The sequence below is a fragment of the Marinobacter sp. CH_CUG1437-1 genome (assembly GCF_037029655.1).
In the GTDB taxonomy this organism is placed as follows: domain Bacteria; phylum Pseudomonadota; class Gammaproteobacteria; order Pseudomonadales; family Oleiphilaceae; genus Marinobacter; species Marinobacter salsuginis.
Map to the genome: position 1 here is coordinate 740,626 of NZ_JAYMEW010000001.1, position 21,421 is coordinate 762,046.

Consider the following 21,421-nt stretch of genomic DNA (forward strand, 5'->3'; position numbering starts at 1 on the left):
CGCCAGATTACTTCAGGGACACGCCCAGGGATCACCCAATGACTGCTATTCACACCCGAGAACCGGCCTTGACCATCCGGGCCGGTCGTCGCGCGATGCAACGACTCAAGGAAAAGCCGCTGTCACCGGAAGACGTGCACGTGATTCCGGGCGCTGCCGGTGGTCCCAAGGCTCTGGGAATCAGCGGCCTGGATAAAGCTATATTTGGTGACTGGCTGCCGCAGGTTCCACAGGAGCGATCGCTGATCGGCTCGTCGATTGGCAGCTGGCGGTTTGCCGCCGTGGCCTCGTCCGATGACCCGAAAGAGCAGCTTGGTCGGCTGGCTGAACTCTATACCGCCCAGCGGTTTGCCAAGGGCGTCAGCAGTGCTGAAGTAAGCCGCAAGAGCGTGCTGTTCCTGGAAGAATTACTGGGTGGCCGGGAAGACGCCATTCTGAATCACCCCTGGTACCGGCTGAACGTTGTGGTGGTTCGCAGTCTTGGCATGCTGGCGGAGGATGCGCGAGGCCGCTTGGGGCTGGGCCTCATGGGTGCGATCAGCGCCAACATGGTCAGTCGCCGGCATCTGGGGCGTTTCATGGAGCGGGGCATCATCCACGACGCCCGTCTGAAAACGCCCGTGGCGAAGCTGGTGGATTTCCCCAGCCACGAGGTCGCCTTTACCCGGGAGAACCTGCTGCCGGCCCTCCTGGCTTCTGCGTCTATCCCCCTGGTGATGTCCGGTGTCCGCAACATACCCGGTGCTCCAGAAGGCATCTATCGTGACGGTGGGCTTCTGGATTATCACTTGGATCTGCCCTACCAGCAGCCGGGCATCGTGCTATACCCACACTTCACCGACAAGGTGGTGCCCGGCTGGTTCGATAAGTCCTTGCCCTGGCGGCGGGGTGACGCCACCCGGTTGCAGGATGTACTGTTGATTGCACCGTCAAAGGAGTATCTGGAATCCCTGCCTGACCGCAAACTACCGGACCGTAAGGATTTTGAGCGCTATGTGGGTGATGATGCTGGCCGAGAACGGGCCTGGCGGGCGGCGATCGCGGAAAGTGACCGTCTGGGCGACGAGTTTATGGAGTTTATCGAGACCGGGCGCCTTGCGGATATCGTCAGGCCGCTCTGAGCGCAGTGTTTCTCCATGAGTGGCTATACTGGTTGACTACAGTCATGACTCGAGGAACAGATTATGTCCGATGAGAAACCGTTGATCGCCAGTAAGACGCCTTACTCCGTCATGGTGGAGGCAGGAAAGAACTACCTCTGGTGTGCCTGTGGCCGCAGTAACAGCCAGCCATTCTGTGACGGTTCCCACAAGGGTACCGGTATAACGCCGGTCAAGTATGAGGCGGAAAAGAAAGAGTGGGTCTGGTTCTGCGGATGCAAGCAAACAGGCAATGCCCCCCTGTGCGACGGCACCCACAAGACCCTCGATTAGTGGGTCATACGTTGCAGGGTACTTATCCGGAAACCTGACAGTCCGTGGACCGGATCTTTCAAAGCCCGGACCCTGAGCACGACTGGCACCTCTGCTTCCTGGTCCCGGTGAAGGAGAGGAAGATCAATCCGCTCAATGGAGCTGTCACTGCGAGCGGCCGCGAGGGCCCGCCTGAAATTGTCTTGAAAGGCCGGCGCAACCAGTTCTTCCAGTGGCTGTCCCACCAGGTCAGCGGGCGCTCGATCCAGAAGTTCGGCGATTTGCGTTGAAACAAAGCCGATTCTGCCATTTTCATCCAGTTCCCAGATCACGGCCCCAGACAGGGCTACCAGATCGCGACTTCGCTGTTCACTGTCATTCAGTGCCTGGCGCAATATCGACTTCTCGACCTGAAAGTTGGCGATCTGATGGTCAGCGCCGATTTCCCGCTGTTCCAGGCCACGGATATGGAGCGCCTGAAGATGAAGCCGGCGGTTGAGTAGCAGAGCAAGCGAGGCAGCGAACACGGACAGCGCGAAACCGGCGAGCCAGACGGTCTGCGAGGCAGCCCGGGCGACCTCTTCCAGGCCTTTGGGGGAGGGCACGGTGGTGAGTATCCAGTGATGGTCCAGCGGTGACACTTCGGTGCGCAATGCCCGTGTAGGGTCCACCGAACCGTTGGCTCGTATCTCCAGCAGTGGCGTCTTGGTGTGTCGTTCGAGTGTATCGATACGCAGGCCGAGGGAATCAGGTAGGGTGTCGCTGAACAGAGCGTGGAGCCAGGCTGAGACCGGTTGGCTGCTGTCGCCCGCGCCCGGACGATTCGGCACGTTGGCCAGCAGGTGATTGACCAGGGCCTGATGCTGGGCATAGTAGCGCGCTTCGGCCAGGGCCATGGCCCGCCGTCCTTCGATATTTGCCGTGATTCCGGTTACCAGCAGCCCGGCTGCGACCAGAAGCAGTGGGATCCAGACTCCTGGCCAAAGTACCGGTCTGCGGAACCGGCCTGGAACTGAGCTTTCCATGCCGGGCGTCCTGTGCGGCGAGGCCATTACCTGTGGGTCAGGCCGACTGTATCCCTATACTCTAGTCCAGCTCGGGAACAGAGGGAAATGCTCAACTGCGGACTTTGCCGGCAGCACCGTAAACCAGCAGGAAAACGGCAAAAGCGGTCACCACAACGGACGGGCCAGCAGGCGTGTCCAGATGCCATGACAGGCTCAGGCCTCCGCTTACCGCAACAAACCCGAAACCGATTGCCATGGCCACCATGATCTCCGGATTGTGGGCCAGGCGCCGGGCGGTGGCCGCGGGAATGATGAGCAGGGCGGTAATCAGCAGCACGCCGACGATTTTCATGGCCACCGCGATCACCAGAGAGAACATCAGCATCAGAACCAGACGGAGGCGTTCGACGGCAACGCCTTCCACCCGGGCAAGCTCCTCGTGAATCGTGCTCATCAGCAATCCGCGCCAGAGTACCGACAACAGGAACAGGATCAGTGCCGCGCCGCCATAGATCCACAACAGGTCCTCGCGGCTCATGGCTAGCAGATCGCCGAACAGCAGACCGGTCAGGTCGACGCGAACATCCGGCATGAAGCTCAGGGTCACCAGGCCGATGGCCAGGGCACTGTGGGCGAGAATCCCGAGCAGCGTATCCGTTGCCAGGGCTCTCGTTCGGGATAACAACACCAGGGCCATAGCCAGGACCACGCAGGTTATGATCACACCGAGGTTCAGTGGCACGCTGATCAGAAAGCTCAGGGCAATCCCCAGCAGTGCCGAATGCGCCAGGGTATCGCCAAAATAGGCCATTCGTCGCCAGACCACGAAACAGCCCAGGGGGCCCGCCACGAGGGCAACGCCGAGGCCGCCAATCAAGGCACGCCAGAAGAAATCGTCCAGAACGGCATTAATGATGGGCATGATTACATTCCGTGTGTCCGCCGTGTCCGGAGGAGGCGTTCTGAGACTCGCTGTCCACCACGTTCCCGTGCAGATCATGACTGTGGTTGTGGTGATGGTGGTAAACCGCCAGGGATTCTGCCACCGGGCGGCCAAACGTCTCGATGAACGCCGGGTCATGGGAAATGTCTTCGGGATAACCGCTGCAGCAGACATGCTGGTTCAGACAGATAACCTTGTCCGTGGCTGCCATCACCAGGTGCAGGTCGTGGGAGATCATGATCACACCGCAGTTCAGGTCGTCCCGAAGCTGGCGAATGAGTTCATACAGCGACGCCTGGCCATTGATATCGACCCCCTGGGCAGGTTCATCGAGCACAAGAAGATCCGGTTTTCGGGCCAGGGCCCTGGCCAGTAACAGCCGCTGTTTTTCACCACCGGACAAATGGTGTACCGAGGCGTGCAGCAGGTGGCCAACACCGGTACGGGCAAGCGCGGTCTGACATTCGCCGAGCGACCGGCCGCTGAGCAGCATGAAACGTTTGACGCTGAGGGGAAGCGTGGCCTCGAGAGTCAGATGCTGGGGAACGTAGCCGATTACCAGGTTCTTCTTGACTGACACCTGTCCTGAGGACACCTTCTGAATGCCCAGGACTGCCTTGATCAGCGTGGTTTTGCCGGCACCGTTGGGCCCGATAATGGTGATGATATCGCCTCGATGGATCTTGAGGTTGACCCGGTCGACCACGGGCCGTGAGTCGAACTGGACGGTGAGATTCTCAAGGCTGACCAGAGGTTCACTCATGCTCCGGCTCCGCCTGGCAACCGGGGCAAAGCCCGGCTATCTCGAGGGTAGTGTTCTCGGCCAGGAAGCCTTGGCCGGAGGCGGCCCTGCGCACTTCTGTTGACACCTCGGGAGCGGTCAGCTCGAGAACATTACCGCAGGCGCGACAGATCAGAAACATGCCGGTGTGGCTTTCACCCGCGTGGGTACAGCCGATAAAAGCGTTGAGCGACGCGATGCGGTGCACAAGCCCATGCTGCTGAAGGAAATCCAGTGCGCGGTAAACGGTGGGCGGAGCAGCGTTATGACCATCGGAAGAAAGCTCTGCCAGCACATCGTAGGCACCCAACGGCTTGTGGGACTGCCAGATCAGTTCCAGCACCCGTTCCCGAATCGGGGTCAGACGGGCATTCTGACGCTGGCAAATGGCCCGAGCGTCAGTCAGGGCCTGGCTGACACAGGCGTCGTGGTTGTGTGGCCGATAGGGAATGGCTCGGGCGGACATGGTCAAAATCCTGCAAAATTTGAAACATTATAACATTTGCAGGGATGTCTGCCATGCCCGGCAGCAGAACGGATAACCGGTTAGTGTCTGGACTTCAGTACCAGGGATTCGAGATATTCCAGGTTCGGGATCCAGGCGTTCTCACCCTCTACCTCAACCAGCATCAGATCTGCCGGGCCCGGCTCACCCTCCAGTTTCCTGACCTGTTCCTCGCTCAAACGGGCCTGGCTGGGAATGCCCTGGGTTACCAGGGCCATAAAGGGAATTTCCTTGTGATGGTCTCCGATGGTGTTGAGCACAACAATCCGGCCACGGTTGTCACCAGGGACGGTGAGCACGCCGCCGTTGGCCGCATCGTAGGAAATCACCGGGAGCTGGAGGCCCCGCCAGTCCAGGTAGCCAACCAGCCAATCGGGTGTGTTGGCGCCCGCGTCAGAGCTGGCGTAGTCGACCACTTCCGCAATCGAGACGTTTGGCAGCAACAGTTGCCGTCCGCTCATGGGAATCATGACGCAGGAGAGGGATTGGCTGTTGTCATTCATTGCTTGTTACCTCAGGCGGAGTCCCGTTTCTGCCTGCTCTTGAGCAGGCAGGATTCTTCAATGGTTTTAACCAGTTCCCGGGCCAGCTGCTCCGGGGTGCCGCAAAAACCGGCACAACCGGTTGCGGCCACGGATTCGGGCATGGAGCTGTTGCCGCAGCTTGTGCTCTCCTGCACCCAGATCCGGCTACCGTAAGCTTTCAGTAACGGCGCCGCAATGGCGCCATCATTACCCATGCCGGAAAAAAGAATAGCATGGCAGCGCTGGCCGTAATGATCAGCGACGTTCAGCAAAACCTGATCAATAGAGGGCCCGTAGGGACCTGGCCAGGCGGTGCTGGTTTCCGTCAGGGTACCCTGTTCACTCACTTTCCACTCGTGCTCCACCGGCATCAGCACGACGTCACCATTCTTGACCTGGTAGCCCTCTTCCGCCCGCTTGAGCTGATAGTGGGCGTGACGCCCGAGCACCCGGGTCAGAACCTCGGTAAAGTTGCCATCAATGTGCTGGGCATAGATAAAGCCAACGGGCAGATTCGGAGGCAGGTGATCCAGAAACGTCTTGACCGCCGCGGGCCCGCCCAGCGAGGCGCCGAGAATCCAGACTTCCTCAGCGACCGATCCGGGGGCAGCCGGAGGAATCCAGTGTGGCAGGTCCGGTGATGGAGTCGCCGCCGGCGTGTCCTGCTCCAGCTCTGCCAGTGTGGCTTCCGAATCCAGCTCTTCCAGGTGCCCCAGTTGCTGTTCCAGCTTGCCCAGCAACCGTCGCTCCCACCGGAAGTACTCTGTACTCCCGGGCTTGGGTGCTTCGTCCAGCCCGAACAGCACCGGCGCTTCCGTGTTTTCAAGCAGGTGATCGAACAGTAACGGGTGGTCGGCCTCGTCCTCCAGGGTTACCAGCCAGAGGCTGGCATCGGGAAACTCGGGATAACCCAGCAACCGGTCCGGATCCCCGGAAAAGCGCACCTCGAGACCGAACTTGGATGTGGCGGCCTGCAGCCGATGACGCTGCAGGACCACATCCGAGACGATCCCGACCTTTGGCCGGCCACATTGGCCGGTCATCACTGCCTTCCGGTCAGCCGCTCAATGGTCTCAAGCAGCTCGGTTTCCTGGAACGGCTTGCCGAGATACTCGTTGACACCAATGGCCAGCGCACGTTCGCGGTGTTTCTCGCCGGTCCGGGAGGTGATCATGCAGATCGGTGTTTCACGCAGGTTATCGTCGTGGCGAACAAAGCTGGCAACTTCGAAACCGTCCATCCGCGGCATCTCGATATCCAGCAGTATAATGTCCGGTTTGTGGTCCTGCAGCTGTGCCACCGCATCGAGCCCGTCTTTCGCGGTGATGACTTCCATGCCGTTTCGCTCCAGCAGCCGCGAGGTGACCTTCCTCACCGTAACCGAGTCGTCCACCACCATGACCACGGTGGCCTGTTCCTCGTACCGGGCGGACTCGCGAGCCTTCTCGAGATTGGCCAGGCGCTGGCGTTCGGACAGGATGTCGGAACGGATCATGGCCGGCAGGTCGAGAATCACAACCACGTTACCGTCACCCAGGATGGTGGCACCGGACACGCCGCGAACGGAGCTGAACTGGGGCCCGAGGGATTTAACAACAATCTCCCGGCTGCCCATCAGGTTGTCCACCTGCAGGGCCATGGGTTGCTCGGCACCGCGCACCAGAATTACCGGCAGCGGCAGAGCCTGTCCCTGCAGCTTCGGATGGTGGTCACTGTTCAGTAGGCTGCCCAGGTACTGGAGCCGGTATTCCTGGCCGGCGTATTCATACAGCGGCGCATCCGGCTTGTAATATTCCTCAAGCTCGTAAGTGCTGACCCGAACGATACCCTCAATGGTGTTCAGCGGGATCGCGTAGAAATCCTCGCCCGTGGAAACCATCAAGGCCCGGTTCACAGACACCGTGAACGGCAGGCGCACGGTGAAGGTGGTGCCGCGGCCCACGGCGGAATCGATATCCAGGCTGCCGCCGAGTTGCTTGATTTCACTGGCAACCACGTCCATGCCCACGCCCCGGCCGGAAATCTGGGTGACCTGCTGGGCGGTGGAGAAGCCCGGCTGCAGGATAAACTGCAGGATTTCCCGTTCGGACAGGTCTTCATCTTCTCGCAACATGCCCTGACGGATTGCCTTGTCGCGGATCACCGAAGAGGGGATACCGGCGCCATCGTCGATCATGCGCAGGACCACATCGCCGCCTTCACGGGTCAGTGACAGGGTCACCTCGCCGGTCTCCGGCTTGCCCGCTTTCTTCCGGTCGGCCGGGCTCTCGATACCATGGTCCAGGGCGTTCCGGAGCATGTGTTCCAGGGGCGCGATCATGCGCTCGAGGATGTTCCGGTCCATCTCGCCTTCGGCGTTGCGGACATCGAAATCCACCTTCTTGCCCAGCTCGCCGCTGATCTGGCGAACAATGCGGCGCAGACGTGGCACCATGGAGGCAAACGGAATCATCCGGGTCTTCATCAGACCTTCCTGGAGTTCCGTGTTGATCCGGGACTGCTGTACCAGCAGGGTTTCAGTGTCGCGAACCCGGTCAGACAGGGTCTCACGAAGATCGGCCAGATCCGACGAGGATTCAGTCAATGCGCGGGACAGCTGCTGGATGGACGAGTAACGGTCCATTTCCAGCGGGTCGAAGTCGTCACCGTAATCCGGACCGTGTTCTTTCTCGGCACTGAACAGGATCTGCGCTTCGGTCTCGATTTCCATCCGGCGCAGCTGCTCACGCAGACGTTCGATGGTGGCGGCCATTTCGTCCAGGGTGTGGCCGAAATCACTGGTTTGCTGCTCCAGTCGGCCACGGGTGATACTGGTTTCACCCGCCAGGTTGACCAGGTCATCCAGCAGCGGTGCGGAGACCCGGATGGTTTCCTGGGCAGCGCGCTGCGCTTCGGCCGCCTGCTTGCGGGCCTTGGCCGGAGATTTTCCGGGCTTCGGCGCCGGTGCCACCGGCTTTTCCGCCTTGGCGGGCGGTGTTGGCTCTTCGGGCCTCTTGGGTTCCGGTGCGACAGGTGCCGGTGTTTCGGCCTTCGCCGGTGCAGGCACGCCCGAGCCGGACTCATAGCCCTTACGGATATCTGCGACCAGGGCAATGATGGCGTCGTGATCTTCGGTGATCGACTGCCACTGTGATTCATCCGGGGCATTGCCGCCCAGATCAATCAAACGGGTTTCAAAGGCGTGTGCCTTGTCGCCAAGCTCGGTCAGCTGGGACAGACGGGCGCCGCCCTTGAGGGTGTGGAGTGCCCGCTGGGCTTCCTGGTTGAAGTTGTGGTTTGCCGGTTCCTTGCGCCAGTCATCAAGCAGCTGCTCGAGCTGATCCATGATTTCGCCGGCCTCCTCCAGGAAGATCTCCAGTACTTCCGGGTCAATGGCCTCCTGCTCGGACTCTTCACGGGGCGCAGCGGTTTCTTCGGCTGCCACCTCGTGGGCGGCCCGGAAGTCTTCAATAAGCCCGGTATCCGGTTCCGGCTTGTTGCCTTCCTCCAGGGTGTTGAGCATGGCCTTGAGGCTGATCAGGGCGCGATCACTGAGGCTTAGCAGCGTCTTCTGGTTGTTGGAACCGGAAATCAGTGGGTCGAGAGCGTCTGACCAGGCCTCCGCCAGGTTGGCAATCGGATCAACGTCGGAAAGCCGTGCGCCGCCCTTGAGGGTGTGCAGTTCCTGCTGCAGCTCGGTCAGGCCGGTCAGTTCTTCCGGCTCGTCGCGCCACTGATCGAGACATTCGCTGATGGCGTCAAAGATTTCCAGACCTTCGTCCAGGAAGATGCCAATCAGATCGTCGTCACTGGCCTGGGTCAGAGTCTCGCTGAGGCTGGCGGCCTCCGGCACTTCCTCGGCCGGCGATACGGTTTGCTCTGTTTCTGCCGGTTGTTCCGGCTCCTCCTCGCGGGCATCTGAAGGCATTGCCTCGCCCCGCAAAATGGACTGGACCCGTGCGACCAGCTCATTGGCCGGCGGGCATGGCTTCTGGGTAGCCACCTGTTCGACCATCTGCGCTAACCGGTCATGGCAGGCAAACAGCAGGTCGTTCATGGACTCGCTGGCTTCCAGCTGACCTTCCGCAACCTTTTCGAACAGGTCTTCCAGCACATGTGTCAGGTCGCCGATGGCCTCTACTCCGGCCATCCGGGCGCCGCCTTTCAGGGTGTGAACATCCCGTTGGAGTTCTGCGGCAATGCTGCGATCCGAGGGATCTTCGGTCCAGGTATGCAGCGCGCTGCCCGTGGAATTGATCAGATCGTAGGCTTCTTCCAGGAAGATGCCGACCAGCTCAGGATCCAGGTGGGAGAGATCGGCAACGCCTTCCTCCGACCCGGCAGCTTCATCGGTTCCGGCAACATCAGTCTCTTCCGGTTCTTCCACGTCAGGGAGCGGCGCCTGTTCTTCTGCCGTTTCAGCCGGCTCAGATTCTTCATCAGGGCTGGCTACGCTGGTAACCGGCCGCGTTCCGGTGGCGTTGTCCATATAGGCCTGGATTTCAGCGATCAGATCCGGCGCAGGACGCGGAAGCTCCTTGGCTTCCAGGTTTTCGACCATGCCGGCCAGACGATCGTGGCAGCGGAACAGCAAGTCCGAGAGCTCGTCGTTGATCGACAACCGCTGTTCAGTCAGCCCCTCGAACAGGTTTTCCAGTTCGTGAGAGAGATCGCCGACGGCCGGGATGTCTGCCAGCCGTGCACCGCCCTTGAGGGTATGCAAGTCCCGCTGAAGCAGGCGCAGGATATCAAGGTTGGCCGTATTCTCGCTCCAGTTCTGGAGCGCTTCGGCTGTGCTGTCGATGAGGTCGCGGGCTTCTTCCAGGAAGATTTCCGCCAGTTCCTCATCCATTTCGTCGTCGGATTCAGTGGTTTCCGGGAGCGGCGGTTGCTCTGCGGTTTGGGCGTCTTCACTGGCTGGTGTCTCGGTCTCGTCCATCTCAAGACTGAGATCGATCTCCTCGAGGTCGCCGGTGAATTCCTGGTCGAAGGCGTCCGGTTCCTGATTTTCCGGGATCTGGACCTGCTTCAGGCCTTCGAGGGCGGCGACCATATCCTCGCTGGATTCGGTGGCAAGACCGGCTGCCACCTGGTCCATCATGTTGATCAGCTGTTCGTGAGCGGCGCGGACAGTTTCAAAGAAAGTCTGGTCCGGTGCCTGGTCGCGCCGTGCAGCCTCGTCATAGGTTTCTTTCAATGCACCCGAAAGCGCGGCGACTTCGCCGAGACCGGCTTCGGAAGCGCCGGAGGTCAGCTGTTCCAGTTCGGAGCGTAGTGGATTCAACGACGCCATTTCGCCGGGGTTGTCGGCCCAGTAATCCAGGATCCGGTCGGCATCAAGAACAATGTCGAGACCCTCGTTCAGGAACAGCTGGACCAGCTGCGATGGTGCCTGCTCCGGATGCTGGCTTGGCGCCTCCTCGCTGTGGCTGCGGAGCGTTTCCTCCGTCAGTTGATCCAGCTTCCCAAGGAACGCTTCGGTGCCTTGGAGCGAGGCCTGCGGGTTTTCACGAATCTGGGCAAGTCCCTGGGTCAGGAAGTCGCAGGCGGATTCGATCAGTGAGAGCACGTCACGATTGGCACGCTTGTTCTGAGCCCGGGATTCCTTGACGAATCGTTCCAGAGGCGTGATCACCGCTGCGATCGGGGCGATGCCGGCGGTATGTGCGCTGCCCTTGAGCGTGTGCAGGGCCCTGGAAAGATCATCGGTATAGGCAACCGTGGTTTTGTCACCTGCTGCCGACAGGAAGTCCTTCAGTGTTTGCAGGTGGGTCTCGGTTTCGCTTTCAAAAATATCCAGCAATACCGGGTCGACCGCATCTTCGTCTGTGCTCCCGGCCTCTTCCTCAGCCGCTGCGTATTCGTTTTCAGCCATGGCTTCCGAGCCATCGGACTCCGCCACCGGCATCATGCTGGCATCGGGAATTTCGCCGTTGGCCAGGGCGTTGGCACGGGCTTCGAGGTTGGACGTGTCGACCGACGGCGCACGGCGTTTTTCAAAATCTTCGACCAGGGCCGGCAGGTTGGCGGTGACATCTTCCAGCAGGCTGGCAATGTCATCGTTCATGAAAATGCTGCCGTCGATCACGCGGTTCAGCATGTTTTCAACGGACCACGCCAATTCGCCGACAACCAATGCGCCGACCATGCGGCCACTGCCTTTCAGCGTGTGGAAGGCACGGCGAACTTCCGACAGGGCGCTGCGGTCATCGTGCTGACGCAGAAGCATCGGCAGGTATTCGCGGATGGTTTCCAGCACCTCGCCGGCTTCTTCAACAAAAATTTCGAGTATTTCATCGTCAATCAGGTCGTCTTCATCGAAAGACGTTTCGGATGCGGACTCGGCGGTGTCGTTTTCCTCGACGGGGGACTCTGTTTCCAGGGTCTCTTCTTGCGCATCGACCGCTGTGTCTTCCACTTCGGCAACTGCCGGTGTCTCGACGGCTTCATCGTCGGTGCGGCGGGTTGTCGCCATGGCCTCGGCGCGGCTGATGAGTGTTTCAACGTCGCCAGCGGTCTGGCCTTCCTTGAATTCACGGATCAGTGAGGGAATGCGGGCATTGACCTCGTCCACCAGGGTAAACATGTCGTCGGTGGGTCGAATGGTCTGGTCAATCACACGATTCAAGAGGTTTTCAACAGACCATGCCAGTTCGCCAATACTGGTGGCGCCAACCAGTCGGCCGCTTCCCTTAAGCGTGTGGAAGGCACGACGAACCTCGGTCAGCGCTTCACGGTCATCGTGGTTCTGGCGCAGCCGGGGATAGAATTCGTGGATGGTTTCCAGAACTTCTTCGGCTTCCTCAACGAAAATGCCGAGAATCTCATCGTCCAGAAGCTCCGAATCCGAGCTCTTGGTTTCTTCTGGGGCCGCCGTAACGGTGGTTTCCGGTTGCTCTTCAGCCGGTTCAACAACCGGCACGTCCTCTGCGGCAGTTTCGGTCCAGGTGGGCTCTGCGCCGACCGGGAACCCGAGGGATGCGAGGCTGTCCTCGGCAACTCTGAGAATCGAGTCGTTTTCGCCAATACCCTCGGCCAGACGTTCAAGGTAATACTCGATGCTGGTGACCGCATCGGCCAGGATGTCCAGCTGTTTCCAGTCCGGAACCTGTTTGCTGCCCAACAACACGTCGGTGATGTAGCGCTCTGCCGAGGCCAGCATGCCGGCAACCCGATCCAGCGGGATCAGGCTGAGGCCGCCGCGAATGCTGTGCAGCAGGCCCGGGACGTGTTCGATTTCCCGGGTATCCCATTGCGAGGCAATGAAATTCACGATGGCGGACTTGACCTGCTCCAGGGTGTTCCGGGATTCGCGGAGCAGCGCGCCACTGGCCTCGCCCAGCTCCCTGGAGCCGAGGTTCACCGGGGCATCGGAGGCCTCTTCTGTGGACGACTCCTGTTGTCCGTCACTGTCCAGGCCAGCGAGACTGGCTTCGACGTAAAGCAGTGCGCCGGCGATGTCCATCAGGGTGCCATCATCAACCTGTTCGGACTGGGCGCTCAGGTTTTCTACCAGTTCGACCTGCTCGGTCACCACTTTTCGCGGTATCCCCAGACCCAGCACGGCCAGGGTATTGGCCACCTGGCGCAAACCTGGGAGCAGGTCCTCAAGCTCACTGTTCTGGCGCAGCTCTGAGCGAACAAACAAGTCCAGCTGGTCCTTGAGCTTGGCCAGCTCTTCGTTGAGCGCACCCACCACCGAATGGATGGCGTCCCGGCCCGGACCAGATACCCGGGTTCGGGCGGCATCAACATCGTCTTCCGATGGCAGTGCCTGGTTCAGCTGGTAGGCCTCCCGCAGGGCGCTGACCTGAGGCGAATCCAGGTCCCGGGCACGGGCAACGTAATAGAGCAGGTGTTTTAGCAGCGCTTCCGGTACCGGTTGCTGGAGGATATCCGCATGCTCGTCGGTAAGCCGGCGGATTTCACTGTCCAGTTCCCTGAGCAGGGATTTCACTGCTGCGTTCACCGGATTGACGTGTGCCTGCAGTGTTTCCACGAACGCACTGGCCGCTTTCCAGAGCTCACCCCGGGGCGTTTTCTGGCACAAACGGATCAGCCGCTGGATCACCTTCTGCATGTACTCGAAATGGGCATCGAGATCCGCTTCCCGGATGACGCCGGCCAGCGCAAACTGGTACATCTGGCGCAGCTTGCGGATGTGGCCCAGAACGGTGGGGTCTTGCAGGCGCTGCGATACCTTGCCGGTCACTGTGATTCGTGAGGGCGCCAGATCCGGTTTGAACAATGAAGTATCAGACAGCAGGGATTCGCCACGGGCGGCCCGAAGGTCGTTAAGCAGTGGCAGCAGCACCATCGGAAAATCGTCCTGACTGCTGGCCAGATGCTCGAGGTATTGGGGCAGCTGCAGAATGGCCTGCATCAGGACCTCAACCGCCTCGTCGGTATTGGCAACGGTTTCGTTGAGTACGGCCTGGGTGAGCTTTTCCATCTCCTCGGTGAGCAGGGCTGCACCGTAGAGCTCGACCATTTGCAAGGTGCCGTGTACCTGATGGAGATAATTCAGGCAGAAGCGCAGGCGCGCGGTGTCGTCACGATTCTCGACATACGCTTCCAGTGCATGCTGACCCTGGGTCAGCGTGTCCTGTATCTCTCCCCGAACCCAGTCGAGGGCGATGCTGTCATGGTGATTGCCCATAACCACTCCGGTTATTCTTCGTCAGTCTGGCGTTTGATCCACGCCAGCACATGTTCCGAGGGGACTCTCTGTAACCCGGGAGGCTGCCAATCGGTCAGCTCTCCCTGGCCCAGAACCAGCAACCCCCCGGGCGCCAGCCGCTCTGCAAGTCGCTTGACAATCTCCCGCCGGCGCCAGCGACGGAAATAAATCAGCAGATTCTGGCAGAAGATGATGTTCATCCCGTGCATGGGCGCTTTATCAAGATCCAGAACATTCAGTCTGGTAAAGCACACCCTGTCACGGATGCTGTTCACAATTTCTACGGTATTCCGCTCGGCCGGGCGGAAATACCGGGCTTTCATGTCTTCATCCATTCCCAGCAGTTTGCGGGGATTGAACTGACCGTTCCGGGCTTTCTCGATCACCGGCTTGCTGATATCAGAGCCGGTGACACCGAACAGCGGCTGCAACGCCAGCCGGCTCATGCATTCATTCAGCACCATGGCCAGAGTGTACGGTTCCTCTCCGGTGCTACATCCGACACTCCAGGCCTCCAGGGGGCGCTTTTTCAGCTGCTCCCGAGGCCGGGTCAGGACGTAGTCGGAAACCAGCCGGAAGGCGTCGGGGTCGCGGAAAAACCGGGTTTCCTGAACCGTGAGCCGATCGACCAGTGTTGACCATTCCCGGATTGCATCGGGCCCGGATACGATTTTTTCGTAGTAGGCCTGAAAGCTGCTGCAGCCGATCTCCCGCATCCGGATGCCAAGGTTCGTTTCCAGAAACGAACGGCGTTCCGCGGACAGGGTTATGCCGGTTCGGTGTTCCAGCAGGGTTTGCCACTGGCTGAACTGCGCCTCGTCCATATCCGGGAGTCGGCGCAGTGACCAGATGCCCTCGGCAGGTGACAGGTTGTTATGCATTTGCGCCATAAACCGTCAACAGCCCTGGAACGGAAATCAGCCCACCACCGGAACGTCGCTGTCTTCCTCTTCTTCCTGTTCCGCCACGTCTTCTTCCGGCAGGGTGAAGCCGGCAACGGAAGACCGCAGCTCGGACGCCATTTCTGCCAGGTTACCGATGGACTTCGCGGTCGCATTGGTACCCGAGGAGGTCTGGGACGTGATTTCCTGGATAACGTTCATGGTGTTGGAAATGTGCGCGGCCGACGACGACTGCTGACGCGCGGCGTTGGAGATGTTCTGGATCAGTTCCGCCAGAGACATGGATACGTTCTCGATTTCCTCGAGTGCGATACCCGCGTCCTGGGCCAGACGGGCACCACGGACCACCTCGGCGGTGGTGTGTTCCATGGAGATAACCGCTTCGTTGGTATCCGACTGGATCGTCTTAACCAGCGCTTCAATCTGCTTGGTAGCCGCGGAGGAACGTTCCGCCAGTCGCTGAACTTCGTCCGCAACCACCGCGAAGCCCCGGCCCGCGTCACCGGCCATGGAGGCCTGGATCGCGGCGTTCAGGGACAGGATGTTGGTCTGGTCGGCGATGTCGTTGATCAGGGATACGATGTCACCGATTTCCTGGGAAGACTCACCCAGACGCTTGATCCGCTTGGACGTTTCCTGGATCTGTTCACGGATGTTGTCCATGCCGCGGATGGTGTTCTGTACCACTTCCGCGCCTTTCTTCGCGATCGCAACCGACCGCTCCGCAACCGCAGAGGATTCGGCGGCGTTCGAGGATACCTGGTCGATGGACACAGCCATCTCGTTAACCGCGGCGGAGGCGCCGGCAATTTCCTGGGCCTGGTGCTCGGAAGCATCGGCAAGGTGCATGGCCGTAGCCTGGGTTTCCTGGGCCGCTGACGCTACCCGTACCGCAGTACCACGAATGGCCTGTACCAGTCCGCGCATCTGGTCGATTGCGTAGTTGATGGAGTCGGCGATGGCACCGGTGAAGTCCTCGGTAACCGTGGCCTCGGTGGTCAGGTCACCATCAGCGAGGTCGGCCAGTTCGTCCAGCAGTCGCAGGATCGCGTTCTGGTTCTGCTCGTTCTGCTCCTGGGTGGCAGCCAGTCGGGCCTGGGCTTCGCGGTACAGGGCCAGACCGATGAAGACAACGATCGCCACCATGGCGGCCAGGATGGCGAAGGCCAGGGTCGGGCTGACCAGTCGTGAGCCGGACTGGGTCCGGAAGTTTTCAGCCAGTACCGAGAGTTCGGAAAGCAGGATCTCTGAATTCTGGAAGATGTCGCTGGCGGCAGTACGAACCTTGAAGAGGTCGGGAGAGGCCTCAAGGATCGCGTCTACGTTCTGGGAAACGAACTGGAACAGTTCATCGACCGCTTCGAGGCCGTAGATGGCGTCTTCGTCATTAACCTGAGAGATACCCATCGCCGGGTTGCCGTTCAGCTGGCCCTCGAGCACTCGACCGAACAGGCTTGCGTCGCGACCGAAACGGTCAGCGGCAATAACCGCGTCTTCGTCACCGGAGAGTACGTTGTTGACCGAGCGAACAATCCGCTCCGCCAGCAGCGACTGACGCTGGGCCAGTGCGATCTGTTCGGCAGGCGCGTCATTGTCGAGCAGGATCTGTACGATATCGTCGTACTCAACCTGCAGCTGCGGGATGGTTTCGTTCAGGGTCCGGGCTACCTCGTGCAGGCCGAGTACCGCATCCTGGGTGGAGAGGATGCTGTCGGCGTTTTCCCGCACGGTGTTCCAGTTTTCCTGAACGCCACTCTGCTGGGCCAGTTCACTCGGCGGCAGACCGGTTTCCGGATTACCCTCGGTTACCTTGGTCCAGAGCTGCTGGAATTCGTCACGGGAGCGGCGCAGCTGGTTGAAGGCCTCGGCGGTACCGCCGGCAGCCTCGGTCGCGTTCTTCGCGATCTCCTGAGAGAGTACCCTCAGCTCGGCGGTGTTGGCGATGTACTCCTGTTCGTTCTGGCTGTCCTGATTGATAATGAACAGCACGACAACGAGCAGGATGGTGAGTGCGATCAGCGCGGCGATCAGGCCGGCAACCAGCTTGTTGCCTCCCTGTCCCATACTGAGTCTTCCGGCTCTGTTCTTCATTTTCTGGCTCCCGGCCTCTTCAAGAAATTGGCAAGTTTGTTTTTTCGGGTTTCAGGCGGTCAGGGTGATGTTCCTGCCATTGTCACCACCCTTACCACTGTGCGACGTCCAGAAATCGTTCGTCCTCGAGCAGGTCGACGGCCGAAAACACTTTCCAGACTTCCTCGTTGCGTTCATATCCGCCTGAGACAAACGGTTGAACGTTTTCAGGTACGCCCTCGGGCGAATCCTTGAAACTGTCAGTTGCGAAGTACTGCATACCCAGGACACTGTCGACTACCAGCCCGCTGAAAATATCGCCCTGCTCAACAACCAGCACTCGCCGCTCCCGCTGGCTGCGGGAAGAGCGGGGAATATCGAAAAAGCCGGCGAGATCAACCAGAGGCAGGAGGCGGCCACGAACATTGGCGGCGCCAAGCAAAAACGGGCGAACCCCAGGTATGTGGGTGAACCTGGGGACATGTAGGATTTCAGTGACTTCGCCCATGGGGGCAACGTAGCGTTCACCTGCGAGAACAAAACCGATGCCGTTCCAGAGTTCAACGGCTTCCTGTTGCTCCGGCAGGCCGGCAGCCAGAGACCGGCTGCGCTCGGCGATATCCGTCAGAACGGCAAAAGGGGCGGCCTGGGCGGACATGCGTACTCCACGGTTGGGGATCAGGCAATCAGACTGTTGATTGTTTTGATCAGGTCGTCTTCGTTAACCGGCTTGACCAGGTAACCCTTGGCGCCCTGGCGGGTGCCCCATACGCGATCAGTTTCCTGATCCTTGGTGGTTACGATGACCACCGGGATGGAGGCGGTTTCCGGTGCGCGGGTCAGTTGGCGGGTTGCCTGGAAGCCATTCAGGCCGGGCATAACCACATCCATCAGAACCAGATCCGGGGTTTCGGCACGGGCCTTGGCAACACCGTCGGCACCGTTATCGGCGGTCAGCACTTCGTGCTGGTGTTTTTCCAGGATCGTGGAAATTTTCTTAACCTCGGTAGGGGAATCGTCAACAATCAGAATGCGGGCCATGGTTTCCTCGAAAGTTCTTGGGGTCAGCAGGTTTACTGTTCCGCCTGTGGAACATACTGGCGGATGGTATTGAGTAGCTCATCCTTACTGAACGGCTTGGTCAGATACTGGTCCGAGCCGACGATCCGGCCCTTGGCCTTGTCGAACAGCCCGTCCTTGCTGGAGAGCATGATAACCGGCGTCTTTTTGAAGGAGGAATTGTTCTTGATAAGTGCGCAGGTCTGGTAGCCGTCCAGGCGGGGCATCATGATATCGACAAAAATGATGTCCGGCTGGGAATCGGCAATCTTTGCAAGAGCGTCAAAGCCGTCAGTCGCGGTGATGACCTCACAGCCGACCTTTTTCAGAAGGGTTTCTGCGGTGCGACGTATGGTTTTACTGTCGTCGATCACCATGATCTTCAAATTCTCGAAGTTGTCATCCATTGTCCAACTGCCTTGCGCTCAGCGACTGTCGTTATTTTAAAACGGGGGTTTTAACACAAACCTTAGGGTTCTTCATATAAACCCCGCTCATTTATAGATTATCAATGGCCGGATAAAAAGTATTAGTTTGTGACCAAATGTACTTCTGCCCGCAACGTCACGTAACTGACTGAGGATTTCTCCGGATGCATTTGCAGCTCGGGTACAATACCATCTGACTTTCACAGCATAGCACTTAATGCCTGGTCCGCTTTGCAGACCGGTTCGTGTTTTTAATCCTCAGGAGTGCAGGAACGCCCATGACCGTCAGACTCGGGATCGTGATGGATCCGATTGAAGATATCCATTTCAAGAAAGACAGTTCCCTTGCCATGTTGGTGGCTGCCCAGAACCGGGGCTGGGAAATCGAGTACATGGAGTTGCATGACATGTATCTTGATGGCGGCCGTGCCATGGCGCACACCCGCGACCTGACTGTCCACATGGACCCGGAGAATTGGTACAGCTTCGGCCCAAGCCAGGATCGGGCCCTGGGCGATCTGGATGTCATTCTCATGCGCAAGGATCCCCCGGTTGACCGGGAGTTCCTGATGGCGACTTATATTCTGGAGGCGGCCGAGCAGCAGGGCGCACTGGTGGTCAACCCGGCCGCCACGCTACGCGACTGCAACGAAAAGCTGTTTGCCACGCAGTTCGAGGACCTGACACCCCCGCTGTTGGTCAGCCGTTCGGCGACCCGGTTCCGCGAGTTTTACGCCAAACACGGCGATGTGATCATGAAACCGGTGGACGGAATGGGCGGCCATTCGATCTTCCGTATCAAGGAAAACGATTTCAACCTCGGGGTCATTATCGAAACCCTCACCAACTATGGCACTCACCAGGCCATGGCCCAGAAGTACATTCCGGAAATCAGCGATGGTGACAAACGTATCCTGTTGATCGACGGTGAGCCGGTACCCTATTCCCTTGCGAGAATCCCATCCCAAGGGGAGAATCGGGGCAATCTTGCCGCCGGCGGCCGCGGCGAAGGTCGGGAACTGACCGCCCGGGATCGGGAGATCTGCGAGCGCGTTGCGCCGGTGATTAAAGAGAAGGGCCTCATATTTGTCGGCCTGGACGTGATCGGTGATTATCTTACCGAAATCAATGTCACCAGCCCGACCTGCATCCGGGAACTCGATGCCGCCTTCGGGATCGATATTGGTGGTCTGTTGATGGATGCAATCGCAAAACGCCTGGGCCAGGCTTAATCCGGTAGTGGTCACCGGGCAGGTTTAACGACAGGATCCGTATCAGGAATGGCAGTTCAGGTAAGCGACTTCGACCGGTTTTCCTTCACCCTTTTCATGGCGTTGGCAGTGCACGCCATTGTGGTGTTGGGTATCACCTTTGCGCCTGAGTCGCCCCGTTCCTCGGCTCAGACCATGGAGATCACCCTGTCCCAGTTCGACGACGAAGAAGCTCCCGAGAAAGCGGATTTTCTGGCCCAGACCAGTCAGAAGGGCAGCGGTACCCAGGAAGAGGTTCGGGAAATGACCACGCCCCAGCCGGCGGAGGTCAGTCAGCCTGAAGTGGCTCAGGTTCAGCCCGAGCCGCCGTCCCAGACCCAGCCGCAGCCGCGCCAGGAAAAACAGGTGGTGCAGACCGAGAGCGCGTCCAGTCAGAAGGTTCAGGCGCCTGAGGAACGCACCACGCCCGAAGAAGAGCCCCTGCCCGTGCGGGAGAAAAAGAGCCTGATGGAGCGTAGCCTTGAAATTGCCAGCCTGGAGGCCCGCTTCGATGCCCAGCAGCAGGCCTATGCCCGCAAACCCAGGGTGATGCGTGTTACCGCTGCCTCCACGCTCAAGTCTACCAACGCCTGGTACGTCCAGAACTGGGTCAGCAAGGTAACCCGGGTGGGCAACATCAATTACCCCACCGAGGCGCGCAATGCCGGAATCTATGGCACACTGAGGTTGCTGGTGTCGCTGAAGAAGGACGGCACCATAAAAGAGGTGGCTATCCTGCAGTCTTCCGGCAGCACCGTGCTGGATGATGCAGCAATACGCATTGTCAGGATGGCCGCGCCTTTTGCACCGTTTCCGGACGAAATGCGGAAAGAGGTGGATGAACTCGAAATCATACGTACCTGGTCCTTCCAGCGTCGGGGGCTGACATCCGGATGACAGCATCAAAACACTCTCCCCACAGCTTGCGGCACCATTTTCTGGTGGCATCACCCTATCTCGCGGATCCCCGTTTCCATGGCGGCGTTATTTACATCTGTGAGCATTCCGACGACGGTGCCCTGGGCTTGATGATCAATCACCCGCTGGACATTCACCTGGGCGAGATTCTGGAACAACTGGACCTGCCAGGGGGCGAACTGGATCTGCCGGTATTCAGCGGTGGTCCGGTGCAGCCGGAGCGGGGCTTTGTGCTGCATCCCCCCGGAACCAGTTGGCAGAACACGGCAAAGGTCACCGAGGATGTTCTGCTGACCACATCCCGCGACATACTGGCAGGGATTGGCCGTAGTGAGGGCCCCGAGGAATATCTTGTGGCCCTGGGCTACTCCGGTTGGAGCGAGGGGCAGCTGGAAGAGGAGCTGGGCAGTAACGCCTGGCTCACTTGCCCGGCCACCACGGAGATCCTGTTCCGTACCCCCTGGGAAGAGCGTTACAAGGCCGTACTCAAACTGATCGGCATAGATCTCAACCAGCTCAGCGAATCGGTCGGCCATGCCTAAGACAACCAGTCGCCGGGTTATGGCGTTTGATTTTGGTACCCGCCGGATTGGCGTTGCCGTCGGCCAGGAATTGCTTGGGTCCGGCCAGCCAGTGGCGCTGATTCCCGCCCGCGACGGTATTCCGGACTGGCAACAGATTGAATCCCTGCTTGAGGAGTGGCGCCCGGACCTGGTGGTGGTTGGCCTGCCTCTGAACATGGACGATACCGAAAACGATATGTGTGCCCGGGCGCGCAAGTTCGGCAAGCGCCTGCACGGGCGTTACCACGTGCCGGTCGAGATGGTGGATGAGCGGCTCACCAGCTTCGAAGCCAAGGGCGAAGTGATGGCCGCCGGGGGCAGTCGTGATTTTGGACGTCACGGAGTCGACGACCGGGCCGCGGTGCTGATCCTGGAAACCTTTTTTCAACAGTGAGGACCG

General features: G+C 59.7%; 18 protein-coding genes. 6 read left to right on the forward strand and 12 right to left on the reverse strand.

The features are described 5' to 3' along the window. The first annotated feature begins 38 nt into the window (after nucleotides 1-38). Both WA411_RS03360 and WA411_RS03365 read left to right on the forward strand, forming a co-directional pair. Nucleotides 39-1,121: a patatin-like phospholipase family protein gene (locus WA411_RS03360; RefSeq protein WP_291904689.1), complete on the forward strand. Its 1,083-nt coding sequence runs from the start codon at nucleotides 39-41 to the stop codon at nucleotides 1,119-1,121. Nucleotides 1,122-1,184: 63 nt separating this feature from the next. Next, nucleotides 1,185-1,433, forward strand: coding sequence for a CDGSH iron-sulfur domain-containing protein (locus WA411_RS03365; RefSeq protein WP_153634095.1), 249 nt, complete (start codon nucleotides 1,185-1,187; stop codon nucleotides 1,431-1,433). On the opposite strand, the gene WA411_RS03370 is transcribed toward WA411_RS03365, so the two are convergent. The 12 genes from WA411_RS03370 to pilG form a co-directional block, all read right to left on the reverse strand. Continuing rightward, the gene (locus tag WA411_RS03370; protein ID WP_291904687.1) at nucleotides 1,430-2,437 is read right to left on the reverse strand and encodes a PAS domain-containing protein; all 1,008 of its coding nucleotides are present in this window, start codon (nucleotides 2,435-2,437) and stop codon (nucleotides 1,430-1,432) included. The genes WA411_RS03365 and WA411_RS03370 overlap by 4 nt on opposite strands. Nucleotides 2,438-2,528: 91 nt before the next feature. Further along, on the reverse strand, nucleotides 2,529-3,341 hold the full coding sequence (locus tag WA411_RS03375) for a metal ABC transporter permease (RefSeq protein ID WP_069182287.1): 813 nt from the start codon (nucleotides 3,339-3,341) through the stop codon (nucleotides 2,529-2,531). Then, on the reverse strand, nucleotides 3,328-4,125 hold the full coding sequence (znuC, locus tag WA411_RS03380; protein ID WP_136630902.1) for a zinc ABC transporter ATP-binding protein ZnuC: 798 nt from the start codon (nucleotides 4,123-4,125) through the stop codon (nucleotides 3,328-3,330). The genes WA411_RS03375 and znuC overlap by 14 nt, the downstream gene beginning before the upstream one ends. Further along, nucleotides 4,118-4,609 (reverse strand): Fur family transcriptional regulator, encoded by a 492-nt coding sequence (locus tag WA411_RS03385; protein ID WP_069182285.1) that lies wholly within the window; start codon nucleotides 4,607-4,609, stop codon nucleotides 4,118-4,120. Before WA411_RS03385 ends, znuC begins: the two co-directional genes overlap by 8 nt. A gap of 80 nt (nucleotides 4,610-4,689) precedes the next feature. Then, on the reverse strand, nucleotides 4,690-5,151 hold the full coding sequence (locus tag WA411_RS03390) for a chemotaxis protein CheW (protein WP_291904684.1): 462 nt from the start codon (nucleotides 5,149-5,151) through the stop codon (nucleotides 4,690-4,692). 11 nt (nucleotides 5,152-5,162) lie between these two features. After that, nucleotides 5,163-6,215, reverse strand: a complete 1,053-nt coding sequence (locus WA411_RS03395; RefSeq protein ID WP_209399489.1) for a chemotaxis protein CheB — start codon at nucleotides 6,213-6,215, stop codon at nucleotides 5,163-5,165. Then, nucleotides 6,215-13,810 (reverse strand): Hpt domain-containing protein, encoded by a 7,596-nt coding sequence (locus WA411_RS03400; protein ID WP_291904682.1) that lies wholly within the window; start codon nucleotides 13,808-13,810, stop codon nucleotides 6,215-6,217. Before WA411_RS03400 ends, WA411_RS03395 begins: the two co-directional genes overlap by 1 nt. A gap of 11 nt (nucleotides 13,811-13,821) precedes the next feature. Then, the gene (locus WA411_RS03405) at nucleotides 13,822-14,721 is read right to left on the reverse strand and encodes a CheR family methyltransferase (protein ID WP_291904680.1); all 900 of its coding nucleotides are present in this window, start codon (nucleotides 14,719-14,721) and stop codon (nucleotides 13,822-13,824) included. A gap of 27 nt (nucleotides 14,722-14,748) precedes the next feature. After that, a complete protein-coding gene (locus tag WA411_RS03410) occupies nucleotides 14,749-16,824 on the reverse strand; it encodes a methyl-accepting chemotaxis protein (protein WP_291904678.1) in 2,076 nt (691 codons plus the stop codon). A 91-nt stretch (nucleotides 16,825-16,915) separates the two neighbouring features. Then, nucleotides 16,916-17,461: a chemotaxis protein CheW gene (locus WA411_RS03415; protein ID WP_069182279.1), complete on the reverse strand. Its 546-nt coding sequence runs from the start codon at nucleotides 17,459-17,461 to the stop codon at nucleotides 16,916-16,918. A 20-nt stretch (nucleotides 17,462-17,481) separates the two neighbouring features. Next, nucleotides 17,482-17,844, reverse strand: a complete 363-nt coding sequence (pilH, locus tag WA411_RS03420) for a twitching motility response regulator PilH (RefSeq protein ID WP_008939836.1) — start codon at nucleotides 17,842-17,844, stop codon at nucleotides 17,482-17,484. A gap of 32 nt (nucleotides 17,845-17,876) precedes the next feature. Continuing rightward, nucleotides 17,877-18,269, reverse strand: a complete 393-nt coding sequence (pilG, locus tag WA411_RS03425) for a twitching motility response regulator PilG (protein ID WP_008175635.1) — start codon at nucleotides 18,267-18,269, stop codon at nucleotides 17,877-17,879. A gap of 299 nt (nucleotides 18,270-18,568) precedes the next feature. On the opposite strand from pilG, the gene gshB reads away from it, so the two are divergent. From gshB to ruvX, 4 genes are read left to right on the forward strand one after another with little or no spacing between them, the layout of a single operon-like run. Beyond that, entirely contained in the window at nucleotides 18,569-19,522 is a 954-nt protein-coding gene (gene gshB / locus WA411_RS03430) for a glutathione synthase (RefSeq protein ID WP_291904669.1), read from the forward strand. Nucleotides 19,523-19,570: 48 nt separating this feature from the next. After that, nucleotides 19,571-20,437, forward strand: coding sequence for an energy transducer TonB (locus WA411_RS03435; RefSeq protein ID WP_069182278.1), 867 nt, complete (start codon nucleotides 19,571-19,573; stop codon nucleotides 20,435-20,437). Continuing rightward, the gene (locus WA411_RS03440) at nucleotides 20,434-21,000 is read left to right on the forward strand and encodes a YqgE/AlgH family protein (RefSeq protein WP_174805020.1); all 567 of its coding nucleotides are present in this window, start codon (nucleotides 20,434-20,436) and stop codon (nucleotides 20,998-21,000) included. The genes WA411_RS03435 and WA411_RS03440 overlap by 4 nt, the downstream gene beginning before the upstream one ends. Beyond that, nucleotides 20,993-21,415, forward strand: coding sequence for a Holliday junction resolvase RuvX (gene ruvX / locus WA411_RS03445; RefSeq protein ID WP_291904664.1), 423 nt, complete (start codon nucleotides 20,993-20,995; stop codon nucleotides 21,413-21,415). Before WA411_RS03440 ends, ruvX begins: the two co-directional genes overlap by 8 nt. Nucleotides 21,416-21,421 lie beyond the last annotated feature (6 nt).